Source organism: Eubacterium sp. F2, assembly GCF_046244355.1.
In the GTDB taxonomy this organism is placed as follows: domain Bacteria; phylum Bacillota; class Clostridia; order Peptostreptococcales; family Anaerovoracaceae; genus Aminicella.
Genome location: NZ_CP176393.1, coordinates 1051112 through 1064064 on the forward strand (window position 1 = coordinate 1051112; position 12953 = coordinate 1064064).

At 52.0% G+C, this 12953-nt stretch carries 10 protein-coding genes; 9 read left to right on the plus strand and 1 reads right to left on the minus strand.

The genetic code is table 11. The annotated features are described in order from the left end of the window. Positions 1 to 68: 68 nt before the first annotated feature. The 7 genes from ACI77B_RS04330 to ACI77B_RS04360 all read left to right on the plus strand — a co-directional run bounded on the left by ACI77B_RS04330 (position 69) and on the right by ACI77B_RS04360 (position 9940). Positions 69 to 935, plus strand: coding sequence for a TatD family hydrolase (locus ACI77B_RS04330; RefSeq protein ID WP_409337540.1), 867 nt, complete (start codon positions 69 to 71; stop codon positions 933 to 935). Beyond that, the gene (gene tilS / locus ACI77B_RS04335) at positions 932 to 2377 is read left to right on the plus strand and encodes a tRNA lysidine(34) synthetase TilS (protein ID WP_409337541.1); all 1446 of its coding nucleotides are present in this window, start codon (positions 932 to 934) and stop codon (positions 2375 to 2377) included. Before ACI77B_RS04330 ends, tilS begins: the two co-directional genes overlap by 4 nt. Positions 2378 to 2501: 124 nt before the next feature. Next, the gene (ftsH, locus tag ACI77B_RS04340) at positions 2502 to 4676 is read left to right on the plus strand and encodes an ATP-dependent zinc metalloprotease FtsH (RefSeq protein WP_409337542.1); all 2175 of its coding nucleotides are present in this window, start codon (positions 2502 to 2504) and stop codon (positions 4674 to 4676) included. 1 nt (position 4677) lies between these two features. Then, positions 4678 to 6267, plus strand: a complete 1590-nt coding sequence (locus ACI77B_RS04345; RefSeq protein WP_409337543.1) for a PucR family transcriptional regulator — start codon at positions 4678 to 4680, stop codon at positions 6265 to 6267. A gap of 97 nt (positions 6268 to 6364) precedes the next feature. Continuing rightward, positions 6365 to 7204, plus strand: coding sequence for a type III pantothenate kinase (locus ACI77B_RS04350; protein WP_409337544.1), 840 nt, complete (start codon positions 6365 to 6367; stop codon positions 7202 to 7204). A gap of 125 nt (positions 7205 to 7329) precedes the next feature. Continuing rightward, positions 7330 to 8310 carry a tRNA dihydrouridine synthase DusB gene (dusB, locus tag ACI77B_RS04355; protein WP_409337545.1) on the plus strand — a complete coding sequence of 327 codons (981 nt, stop codon included), beginning with the start codon at positions 7330 to 7332 and terminating at the stop codon, positions 8308 to 8310. Positions 8311 to 8527: 217 nt separating this feature from the next. Then, complete coding sequence (locus ACI77B_RS04360) at positions 8528 to 9940, plus strand: alanine/glycine:cation symporter family protein (RefSeq protein WP_409337546.1); 1413 nt, start codon at positions 8528 to 8530, stop codon at positions 9938 to 9940. Positions 9941 to 10166: 226 nt separating this feature from the next. On the opposite strand, the gene ACI77B_RS04365 is transcribed toward ACI77B_RS04360, so the two are convergent. Next, positions 10167 to 10706 carry an NADH peroxidase gene (locus ACI77B_RS04365; protein WP_178264500.1) on the minus strand — a complete coding sequence of 180 codons (540 nt, stop codon included), beginning with the start codon at positions 10704 to 10706 and terminating at the stop codon, positions 10167 to 10169. A gap of 248 nt (positions 10707 to 10954) precedes the next feature. Between ACI77B_RS04365 and ACI77B_RS04370 the strand changes: the two genes are divergently transcribed. Beyond that, positions 10955 to 11185, plus strand: a complete 231-nt coding sequence (locus ACI77B_RS04370; RefSeq protein ID WP_178264501.1) for a NifU family protein — start codon at positions 10955 to 10957, stop codon at positions 11183 to 11185. 264 nt (positions 11186 to 11449) lie between these two features. After that, positions 11450 to 12904 (plus strand): dipeptidase PepV, encoded by a 1455-nt coding sequence (gene pepV, locus ACI77B_RS04375; RefSeq protein ID WP_409337547.1) that lies wholly within the window; start codon positions 11450 to 11452, stop codon positions 12902 to 12904. Positions 12905 to 12953 lie beyond the last annotated feature (49 nt).

Consider the following 12953-nt stretch of genomic DNA (forward strand, 5'->3'; position numbering starts at 1 on the left):
GGCTGCGGAGAGCAGCCCCTTTTTTCATTCTGTCAGACAGTAAATAGAAATAGATAAGGCAAATATTGATGAGCAGAATATTATTTGATGCACATACACATTTAAATGATGAAGGAATGACCGACGAGAGCAGGAGAAAACTTGCGGAGGAGATCGAAAATGAGTCCGATGTTCTGGGGCTGCTGGATCCGGGAAGTGATCTCGCCAGTTCGGAGCAGGCAGTCCGCGACGCCGCACGGTTTCCGTGGTGCTACGCTGCGGTCGGTTATCATCCCAGTGAAACGGACGGTCTGAATGAAGAAAACTTTCAGAAGATCAGAGCGCTGGCTGTACACAGCCGGAAGGTGGTCTGCATCGGAGAAATCGGTCTGGACTATCATTACGATGAAGATGTCGATCACGATACGATGCGATACTGGTTCAGAAAGCAGATTCAGCTTGCGAACGAACTGAAACTGCCGATTATGATTCACACCAGAGACGCCGACCAGGAGACTATGGACATTCTGAAGGAAGAAGGCGCCTTCTCAAAAGAAAGGCAGAGCTGCTTCCCGAAGCGTCCGGGTCCGGACGGAGAACTGCTTCCGGACAGCAGGGTGCTGATGCACTGTTTCTCCCAGAGTGTGGAAATGGCAAAGCAGTACATCAAACTCGGGGCAACGCTTTCCATCTGCGGTCCGGTGACCTTTAAGAACAACCGGAAAACGAGAGAAGTGGTGAAAGCCATTCCGATTGAATTTCTCACCGTTGAGACGGACGCGCCGTATATGGCGCCGGAACCGAAGCGGGGAAGGAAAAACAAGGCGCCGTACGTGAAATACACCTGCCAGAAAGTGGCAGAGCTGAAGGGTCTTTCCTATGAAGAGGCCGCGGAAATCACCTGCCGGAACGCGCTCCGCTTTTATGACATTCACGACCTGGAGATTCAGCCATGAAGCATCCTGCCGAAGAAAAATTCCTGAAGACGGTCAGAGAGCACGATCTGCTGAAGCCCGGAGACCATGTGATTCTGGGGATTTCCGGCGGAGCCGATTCCACAGCGCTTTTCTCCCTGCTGGCTGATTTTTGTCCGGGGATTCTGCCGGTGACGCTGCATCCGGTCCATGTTAATCACATGATCCGGGGAAAGGCGGCGGACAGCGATCAGCAGGCGGTGGAGGAACTCTGCAGAAGCCGGGGGCTCAGATGCCGGAGCATCCGTTTCGACTGCATCGGTGAGGCCCGGCGCGGAAATATGACAGAGGAAGAGGCCGGACGGAAGAAGCGCTATGAGATGTTCGATGAAAGTGCGGAAGCTCTGATTGGACAGGGCATTGACCGGACGCAGATTAAGATCGCGACGGCGCATCACGCAGATGACCAGGCGGAAACGATCCTGCTGCACCTGCTCAGGGGCAGCGGCGCGGACGGTCTGGCCGGCATGGAATACAGGCGGAAGGACGAGGCGGGCTTTATGCTGATCCGGCCGCTTCTGGACTGCCGGAAGAGCGAGCTGCGGGATTACTGCAGCGTGCAGGGCCTTGTGCCAAGGGTAGATCAGACCAATCAGGATCCTTCTTACGGACGGAACCGCATCCGGCTGGAACTTCTGCCCTATCTGAAGTCCTACAATCCGAAGATTGAAGACGCGCTGATCCGTCTCGGGAAGAGCGCCGGAGAAGACCGGGCTTATCTTCAGAAACAGGCAGAGGAAATGTACCGGAACTGCCGGATTGAGACCGATGCTCCCGGGACAGCCCTTCATCGGGGAAAAGCCGCTGAACTTCCTCATACGATGCGGATCCGGCTGCTCAGACTGGCGCTTGCGGACGCGGGGCTGACAGAAGACTTTACGGCGAAGCATCTGGAGGCGCTGGATCATATTCTGTGCAGCGGGGATCCTTCCGCAGAGACGGATCTGCCTCATGGCCTGACCGGACGCTGCGTCTATGACCGCCTGGAGATCGGTAATTTTCAGGAAGATCGTTCATCGGCAAAAGGCGATGGGAAAGAGAGCGGGCCAGCCGGAAGGGTCTGTGTTTTTGCGGCGGAAGACCTGCCGCAGGGACTTGTCCGGGGTACATACGCCTGCTTCGATGAAGAAAAACTGGTCCGTAAATATGGGGAAAACGCAGCCGGAAAGATCTGCTGGAGAAGAAGAAAGCCGGGAGACTTCATCGCGATACCGGGAGGTCGGAAGAAACTGCATGACGTGCTGATTGATGACAAGGTGCCGAAAAACAGAAGAGACCAGCTGTATTTTGCTGCGCTGGGGAGTGAAGTCCTCTTTCTGCCGGCATGGAAAAAAGGCTCTGGAAGGGCCAGATATTCCCATTCATACCTTGTGGAAGAAAACACAAAAAAAGTTGTTCTGGTTGAAAAAAATTGTCGTATATGATAGAATGACAACGCAATTTTATGCTGATAGAACAATGAAGAAGTTGTTTTTTAGCATATGAACGGAAAAAACGCCTTAAGAGCGTTATAAAAGAAGGGATACATACAATCAGGAGGATAGTGAGTTGAAGAAATTCGCCAGAAATTTAGTAATCTACCTGGTTATTTTTGGTATTGTCATGGGTGTGGCATATTTTGTCCGCAATGGCGGCACTTCCCAGCAGGAAGTTGCACTTTCGACAATGGCAAAATACCTGAAAAACGGCAAGGTTACTGAGGTCACCATCAAGGACAGCAAAGTTACCGCCCAGATCGGAAAGAACAAGCAGGTTTATGCTTACGCGAACAGCGCTCTGGAGCTGGACTGGCTGGAACAGAAATACATCTATAATAAGGTGGATTCCGGAGACATCGTTCTCCGGGCAAGTGGACCGGACCACGCGTCCGCTCTGATGAACGCGCTGCCGACGATCATTATGGTCGTCGCCCTCGGATTCCTATTCTATATCATGATGAATCAGGGCGGAAACGGAAAGGCGTTCCAGTTCGGAAAGAACCGCGCGCATATGTATAAAGGAGAAGGGAAGAAGATTACCTTTGCCGATGTTGCGGGACTGAAAGAGGAAAAAGAAGAACTGCAGGAGGTCGTGGATTTCCTGAAAGATCCGAGAAAATACAATGAGGTGGGCGCACGTATACCGAAGGGTATTCTGCTTGTCGGCCCTCCGGGAACAGGAAAAACCTATGTGTCCAGAGCGACTGCGGGAGAAGCGGGCGTTCCGTTCTTCACCATTTCCGGTTCTGACTTTGTAGAGATGTTCGTCGGAGTCGGAGCTTCCCGTGTCCGTGACCTGTTCGATCAGGCGAAGAAGAATGCACCGTGCATTATCTTCATCGATGAGATCGATGCGGTAGGACGTAAGAGAGGCGCAGGCCTCGGCGGCGGCAACGATGAGCGTGAGCAGACCCTGAACCAGCTGCTTGTTGAAATGGACGGATTTTCTGGAAACTCCGGAATCATCATCCTGGCAGCGACCAACCGTCCGGACATTTTGGACCCTGCCCTGCTTCGTCCGGGACGTTTTGACCGCCAGATTACCATCGGCGTTCCTGACGTCAAGGGCCGTGAGGAGATCATCCGCATCCATGCGAAGAACAAGCCGCTTTCTGATGAAGTTTCTCCGGAGATCATCGCCAGAAGAACACCGGGATTCACTCCGGCAGATCTGGAGAACCTGCTGAACGAGGCAGCCCTGATCACCGCAAGAAGAAACGGACGTTGGATCCGCATGGCGGAAATCGAAGAGGCAACCACCAAGGTTATGGCAGGACCGGCAAAGAAGAGCCGTGTCATCAGTGAGAAGGAAAAGCGTCTGACGGCTTATCATGAGGCCGGACATGCGATTGTCATGAGAAGCATTCCGGGATCGGATCCGGTACACCAGATTACCATCATTCCGAGAGGCCAGGCCGGCGGATTTACCATGTCTCTGCCGACAGAAGATAAGTACTTCATGACGAAGAATGACATGATGCATGAGATCATGCACCTGCTGGGCGGCCGTGTGGCAGAGTCGATCTATCTGGACGACATCTCAACCGGTGCCAGCAACGATATCGAGCGCGCGACACAGATTGCACGTTCTATGGTCACCAAGTACGGATTCAGTGACAGGCTCGGCCCGATCAATTATGCAGATTCGGATGAGCCGTTCCTCGGAAGAGATTTCAGCAAGACCAAGGCCTATTCGGAAGAGGTTGCCAACGAGATCGACGAGGAAGTCCGCCGTCTGGTAGGAGACTGCTATGCGAAGACAGAAGCAATTCTGAAGGAGCACTCCGCAGAGATGGAACGCGTCGCAGAAGCGCTGATCCGTGTCGAGACCCTCGATGCCGAGCAGTTTGAAGATCTGTATACCGGAAAAGAAGATCCGGAGAGCACCGAGCGTAAAGTCCGCGAGCATGAGGAAGAAATCCGCAGGGTCAACAAGGCGGAGGCGGAAGAGTCCAGACGCATCAGAAAGGCAGAGGATGCCCGCGCTGAAGAAATGCGTGAGGCTGTGCTGAACGGAGACAAGCTGAGTGATGATCAGGTCCGCCACCTTGTCGCAGATCAGAACGGACACATCATCGATCCGTATGCGCAGGACAAAACACAGGAGAGCAAGAGCAATACTGAGACAGGAGAAGAGAAATCTGTTTCAGAACAGGATACTATTTCTAAGGAATCGAACGCCGCGGCGTCAGAAGATGAGAAAACTGACAGCCAGGACGATAACGGCGGGATAGACGAGGAGTAAGATGAAAGTAGCAGTAAATGACTGCCTCAGTCTGGAATGCATGACACCGAGCATTCTGGCTGCCGGCAGACGTAATGTGGAGAATCGTGTGCGCTCGGTATCCGTAATGGATGCACAGGATGCGGATACCGCACTGAAGGAGAACGGCGTAAAGGAACAGCTGGTTCTGACTTCCTTCAGCGGAGTCGAGGGAAAAGACAAGGAAAGCACACGATGCGACATTGTTACGGCGCTGGGAGATGCCGGCGTCGCGGGCATCGTGGTTTTCCATCAGAAGAACGGACTGACTTCTGTGGGCGATACCGTAATTCAGGCTGCAGAAAGCACGGGAGTTCCTCTGATTGTCATTCCTGAGGACAATCCGTCCCAGTACAGTGACATCATCGAGCAGGTCATGGATAAAATCCGTTACGGAGATAATTTCAGAAACGGACTGATCAACAACACCGTTTATCATCTGCTGAACTTTGAAAAGCACACCAATTTCTACTCAGCCCTGAAAGAAGCAGCGCTGAGCAATGACTTCCAGGTTGTTCTTCTTTCCAAGGACTTCAACCCGATTCTGACGGTGGAGACCCGTCAGAAAGTTGCTATTTCCGATGCCATCCGCACCGGAAAAGAGCGTGATGTCGAGAAGTCCGGAATTTACACCTTCATCGATGTAAACGGCGTATTGACTTACTGGGGACCGATTTCCGTCAATGGTGAGGAGTATTTCCTGTTCATCGTCGATAATGATGATAACTACTCTGCTGCAGAGATTTCCAAGCTGGCAGAGATCATCGAGCTGGCCATGGGAATGTGGAAGTACACTCCGGAGCGCGATGTCAAGGCAGAGTTCATCAAGGCTCTGATCCGTGATAATAAGTCTCTGGCATACTCTCTGAAGGATGAAATCGGACTGGATCCGGACCGCATTCTCTGCGTATTCTATGCCAAGGGAATTGAAAATCCGCAGGGCAATGGCATTATCGCAGATTTCGAGAAGGAAGAAAACGTCGAAGTCATGCAGATTGCAGACACGGAAGAGACCTATGCCGTCATTCTGAATAATGACGACAGCGATGAAAAGGAAAAGGTTTCCCGCAAGATGGCCTGCCTGACCCTGTTTGACAAGCTGAAAGAAGGAAGCAAATCCGTCCGTATCTTTCACGCGACCGGCATCAACGGCATCGAGGGAGCGGGCGACGCATTCCGCCTGATCAGCGAAACCTGGACATTCGTAGAGAGTGTATTCCCGTATAAGAGGGTCTTCACCAAGTATGATCTGGCCCTCGTTTCCACCTGCATTCATCTGCAGGTACAGGGAGGCCACGCCAGAAAGATCTATTCCGATCTGCTGGAGCCGTTCAAGAGAGAAGTCGGTGAGAACAAAGCCCGTCAGCTCCTTGATACGCTTGAAACCTTTGTCCTGGACGCCGGCATGAACAGCAGCAAGACCAGTGTGTTCATGGGCATTCACACCAACACCGTTCAGTACAGACTGAAGCGCATCAATGAAGTCCTGGGTGCAGAAATTACAGGAAACCGTGTCATTCCGGGCCTGACGATCGCGCTGGCACTGAAGCGTCTGGAACGAGTAGTAAAATAGCTGATGACTGCAGAAGGGTCTGCAGGAATGAACATGGAGATATGGCGCAGGTGAACCGGAAAACGCGGATGCCGAGCGTCTGAAAGTGAGAGAAATCATGTTATTAGCATTCGATATCGGAAATACAAATACCGTACTCGGAGTTTTCAATGAAGACGGTAAGTTGATCACAAACTGGAGAATTGAGACAGATTCACACAAGAGTGCCGATGAATACGGCATGCTGGTCGTGGAGCTGTTCAGGCATGAAGGACTGAACCCGAAGGCGGTGGACGATGTGATCATCGCCACGGTTGTTCCTTCCGTCCTGTTTACCATCCGTCACATGGCGGAGAAATATTTCCATAAACAGGCGATTGTCGTAGAGTCCGGAATCAAGACGGGCCTTCTCATCAAGTACGATAATCCGAAGTCGGTCGGTGCGGACCGTATTGTCAATGCGGTCGCTGCCTATAATAAATACGGTGGGCCGCTGATCATCATCGACCTCGGAACGGCCACCACCTTCTGCGCCGTATCCGACAAGGCCGAATATCTGGGCGGCACCATCGCGCCGGGCCTGAAGATTTCTTCGGAGGTACTGTTCGAGCGCACTTCACAGCTCCCGAAGGTTGAGCTGGAAGATCCGGGCCACACAATCTGCCGCAACACCATTCAGGGCATGCAGTCCGGACTGGTGTACGGCCAGATGGGCAGTGTCGAGTTCATCGTCAAGAAGATGAAGAAGGAGCTTGAAGAAGTCTGTCCGGGCAAGCCGGTTAAGGTCATCGCCACCGGCGGCCTTTCAACACTGGTTGCAAGCGGCGTGGACTGCATCGACACGATTGACCGCCGCCTGACCCTGGAAGGTCTGCAGATGATCTACCATAAGAACCGCCACCATATTCGTCATAAGGATATCAGCAAATCCTACGATGAGGCGCAACAGAAACTCTAGTCCCAACAAAGGATTGCGAAACTGAGAATTTAGGCATGCAGCAATGCACGCAGAAGGAGAGAGGCTGCTTTCAGCCTCTCTTTTAACGCTTTACGACAAAAATCAATCAGCAAGGAAAGAAAGATATGTGGAAAGATAAAAAGCTCCCGCCAATTGGAAATGTACAGCCGGAAAACCCCTTCTTCCTCGCCCCGATGGCAGGGATTACCGATGCGGTTTTCCGCAGAATCTGCACGGAGATGGGCGCAGGAATGACCTACTCCGAGATGGTCAGCGCCAAGGGCCTCTATTATAAGGACAAGAAGACGGATGGACTTCTGTTCTGCTATCCGGAAGAAAAGAATGCCGCGCTTCAGATTTTCGGACATGAGCCGGATATCATGGCCTTTGCGGCGGAAAAGCTGGATTCCCGGCCGAATAAGATTCTGGACATCAACATGGGCTGCCCGGTGCCAAAAGTCTTTAAAAACGGCGACGGAAGCGCCATGATGAAGAAGCCGGAAGAGATTGAAGCCGTTGTTCACGCGGCGTCCTCACATACCAGCAAACCGGTGACGGTGAAAATCCGTATCGGAATCAATGAGGAGCACATCAATGCAGTGGAATGCGCGCTTGCCGCTCAAGAGGGCGGTGCCGCCGCCGTTGCCGTGCACGGCAGAACCAGGGAGCAGTATTACACAGGAAACGCCGACCGGAAGGTGATCGCCGCGGTCCGGGAGGCGCTGACCATCCCGGTCATTGCAAACGGAGATGTTCACGATGCAGAGAGCGCAGAAGCCATGATGGAAGAAACCGGCTGCGATTATGTCATGGTCGGGCGGGCCGTCCGCGGAAATCCCTGGATTTTCAGAGACCTTCTGAATGCCTGGGAAGGCCGTCCGGCCGATCCGAAGCCGGAGCTGGAGGAGAAAAAGAATATGATGCTCCGGCAGTTCAGAGATCTGTACGATCTGAAGGGCGAGTACCGCGCGGTCCGGGAGATGCGCAGCATCAGCGGGTGGTATCTGAAGGGCGTTCCGGGGAGCGCGGCCCTGCGCGGAAAAATCAATCAGATTACCGATCCACAGGAACTTATTTCTGCAATTCAGCAGATTGGTGAGAAATAACTGGGAAAAGGCTGGAAATAGAACAGTAAAGCATGTAAAATGATACAAGATAAAGAGGAAGCGGGAGTCAGTCCGGAAATGTTCAGCATGCCCGGCACCCGCTGAATTTATGCCTTTGTTACTTTATTGCATTAAAGTAGTAAAAAATTACAGTTTATTTCCCTGCGGCAGAAGGGATATGGGGTTTTCTTTTTGTCCGGGGAGAATGAGAGGGATTATGGTATTAAAGTTTTTCGATCAGGTTGACAGCATCATGTACTTCCCGATCCTGGTCATCGTTCTGGCCTGTGCGGGAGTATATTTTACGATCCGTACCAGGGGCATTCAGATCCGCAGATTCCCGGCGGCATGCCGCGCGGTGATGGAAAAGCCGGAGGACAAGAAAAGTATTTCATCTTTCCAGGCGCTGATGGTTTCCACGGCATCGCGAGTCGGCACAGGAAACATCATCGGCGTTTCGACAGCGATCGTATTAGGCGGCCCGGGCGCAGTGTTCTGGATGTGGCTTCTGGCCATTCTGGGTTCTGCGACAGCATTCATCGAAAGTACACTCGCCCAGATCTATAAAAGAAGGGATCCGCACACGGGCGGCTGTTACGGAGGTCCGGCCTATTACATTGAATCCGCCCTGCACAGTAAGAAACTCGCCGCGCTGTTTACGATTTTCCTGCTGCTGACTTACGGATTCGGATTCAATCTGCTCTGTTCCTACAACCTGCAGTCGACCTTCGCGGTCTACCATTTCTATGACGCAGAGACGACACCGGTTATTATCGGAGCGATTCTGGCGGTTCTGGTCGGCATCTGCATCATGGGCGGCGGAAAGCGCATCGTGCATATTACGGAAGTCATGGTTCCCTTCATGGGCCTGATGTACATCGTCGTCTCCCTCATCGTGATCATCATGAATATCACCGCGTTTCCGAAGGTTTTTGCGCTGATTTTCTCCGACGCATTCAGTCCGCGTTCCTTCGCAGGCGGCATCGGCGGATCCTGCATGGTTTACGGCATCAAGCGGGGACTGTATTCTAACGAAGCCGGTGTAGGTTCTGCGCCGAATGCGGCAGCTTCCGCAGAAGTTTCCCATCCGGTCAAGCAGGGATTTGTGCAGGTCCTGTCCGTGTTCATTGATACCATGCTGATCTGTACAGCTACGGCTCTGATGTGTCTGTTTACCGGCGTCGGAAGAAATACCGCAGATGCCGGTGCGCCGTACGTACAAAAATGTCTGCACGCAGCTCTCGGAGACTTCGGCCCGGCCTTCATCACTTTAGCAATGATCATGTTTGCCTTCACTACACTGATCGGAAACCTGTATTACTGCGATAACGGTGTTGCTTATCTGAATGGCAAAAAGAAGCCTGGTAGAAAGTTTATGTTTTTCTTCCACCTGGTCTGCGCCGTGATCGTCTTCGTCGGAGCCATTATCCCGATGAACCTGGCATGGGACCTGGCGGACATCACCATGGGATTTATGGCGCTGATCAATATTCCGTGCTGCTTTAAACTGGGCGGAAGCGCCATCCGTGCAGCAGAAGACTTCGACCGCCAGAGCAGAGAAGGGAAGAATCCGATTTTCCATGCAGCGGCTATCGGAATGAAGTCTGAAGATCTGGATTACTGGGATTAGAATATTGGTATAGTTGGAAGATGCCGGCAGAGCTTCGCAGATGATGCGCCTGCCGGTATCTTTTTGTATGTAAGCGGCCGTATGATCAAAAAGCAGAGAAGACCGAAACATGCAGACTGAATATTGCAGGACTGCAGGGATAAGCAGATGGGGCCATAGAACAATAAAAAAGGAGACCGGCGCCTCTACGCACCAGTCTCCGGTAAGTTTCCTTTCGGGCTGCAGATTATTTAAAATATCTGTTCAGCAGGCCCTGGAATGCAGCTCCGTGTCTAGCCTCATCCTTTGCCATCTCATGAACAGTGTCATGAATAGCATCGAGATTCTGCTGCTTAGCACGTGTAGCGAGATCCTTCTTGCCTGCGCATGCACCTCTCTCAGCCTCAACACGCATCTCGAGGTTCTTCTTTGTGGAGTCTGTAACGACTTCGCCCAGGAGCTCAGCAAACTTGGAAGCATGCTCTGCCTCTTCATGAGCAGCCTTCTCATAGTAAAGACCAACTTCCGGATAACCCTCACGGAAAGCAACTCTGGACATAGCCAGGTACATACCTACCTCAGAGCACTCACCTGTGAAGTTAGCCTGCAGGTCCTTGATGATCTCAGGATCTACGCCCTTTGCGATGCCGACAACATGCTGATCTGCAAATCCGGCATCCTCATCCATCTTATTAAACTTAGAAGCAGGAGCTCCGCACTGTGGACATTTCTCCGGAGCTTCTGGTCCCTCATAAACGTATCCGCAAATTGAACATACCCATTTCATAGTAAACACCTCTTTCTGAAATCTGAGAAGCGGCAGGATCGCCGCCAAGTGTATGTCTTGCCGCGAGAAAATATAATATCTTTAAAGCCTTTAGCATTTTCTCAGCCAGCTCCTATATTGTATCATACATTACCGTTTTTCTGTGAATTTACGATAAAGATTTTTGTTTCTATTTATCGACAGATGGGTATAAGGATGGAGTAAAATATAGAAATTAAAGAATAAACGCTTTTATGGAGGATAAAAATATGGAACTCAGAGATCGTGTAGACGCAGCACTGGATGAAGTCAGAGAAGTACTGAAGAGAGACGGCGGAAACCTGGAGCTGGTTGATGTAACACCGGAAAACGTTGTCAAGGTAAGACTGCAGGGACACTGCATCGGATGCCCGGGCGCTCAGATGACCCTGAGAATGGTTGTTCAGCAGATTCTGCAGCAGGCTGTTCCGGAAGTTACCGGCGTTGAGGCAGTTGACTAATTCATCCGGAAAAACGGAAGGGATGTCCGTCGGGAATAATCGAATCATAAACCGAAATAAATAACGGTTATTTTTAAGGGAGCTGAATGTCGGCTCCCTTTTCTGCCGTGAATATGATAAAATGGAAGTCAGCGGTATTTCTGGAAATCAGTGGAAATTTCTGCGACCGCCAGACAAAGCGCAATGCGCAAGAGACCAGACGTCTGCCGGAAAACAGGAAACGCAGAAATCCGGAAAACAAGTACAGGAAAACGGAGGGAGCGTATGGCGAATAAACCATCAGAAGAAAAACTGAAAGCGGCGGTCCGTCAGGTTATTCCCGCGGCAGAAGAGACATTGCAGAAACTGGTCCGGATTGACAGTGAGAAACAGGCTCCGGTCACGGCAGCTGACGGTACAGTATATCCGTTCGGACAGAGCGTGGAAGACGCCTATCAGATGTTCATGGAAACAGCCCGCAGCCTGGGATTTACCACAGAAGACGCGGACCATTATGGCGGACATGCAGAGATCGGAGAAGGAAGAGAGGTCTTCGGCATGATTGGCCATCTGGACGTAGTGCCGGCCAGCGGAAAGTGGAATTTTGATCCTTTCTGCGCAGAAATCGAAGACGGATACATGCTGGGCAGAGGAACTACCGATGACAAAGGTCCGATGGTGGCGGCACTGTATGCGGTAAAGGCCCTGCTTGACGCGGGATTCCAGCCGGACAGAAAGATCCGCCTGATCGCAGGCCTGGATGAGGAAACCGACTGGGACGGCCTGACCTATTATAGAAAGAAATTTAAAGACCCGGATTTCGGATTTTCGCCGGACGGCTGCTTCCCGCTGGTCAACGGCGAGAAAGGCATCCTGAATTTCGATTTTGCGCATAAGATTCATAAGACCCTTCCAGACGGACTGCAGCTTTCCAAACTGGAGGGCGGCACGGCCAGAAACATTGTGCCGGACCACGCGAGAGCGCTTCTTTCCGGCCTGACAAAAGAAGACTGGGACAAGATTAAAGCCGACGCGGAAGCTTTTTCGGAAGAAACGCACTTCCAGCTGCAGGCAAAGAAGACCGGGAAATCGCTGGAAATCAGCGCTCACGGAAAAGCCGCTCATGCCTCCTCTCCGGGGGACGGCCTGAATGCCATTTCCATCCTGATGAAATTCCTTGGACGGCTGGATTTTGTCAGCGATGACATCAATGAATTCATCCGCTTCTATAACGAGCACATCGGATTCGACACGACAGGAAAAGGCCTGGGCTTCGCAAAAGCCGGGAAATACGGCGATGACTTGACTTTTAACATCGGTTTGGTAAAATTCGACAGGGAAGCCGTCTCCGTGCTTGCAGACGTCCGCTATCCGGTTGACGGCACTGCAGAAGAGGTACTTTCCGCAGCGGCGGAACATCTGGATCCCTATCATGTCGGACTGGTCAACCGCGGCGGAGAAGAGCCGATGTATGAGCCGGAGGACAGTCCGCTGGCCATGGCGATGCTGGATGCCTACAGACAGTGCACCGGCGATCAGGATGGAAAAGCCGTCGTTCTGGGCGGCGGCACCTACGCCAAGCCGTTTAAGAATATGCTGGCCTTCGGCGCACAGTTCTTAAATGATCCGGATCTGATGCACCAGGCCAATGAGAAGATTCCGCTGGCGCGCTTCCATCAGAGTATTGAGATTTACGCGCATGCCATTATGACGATGGCGGATGCGGAGTTTCAGCTGTAAAGTATGCCGGGCAGGGTTCGGTGGCTTTTGTCAGAAAGTGAGTATATAC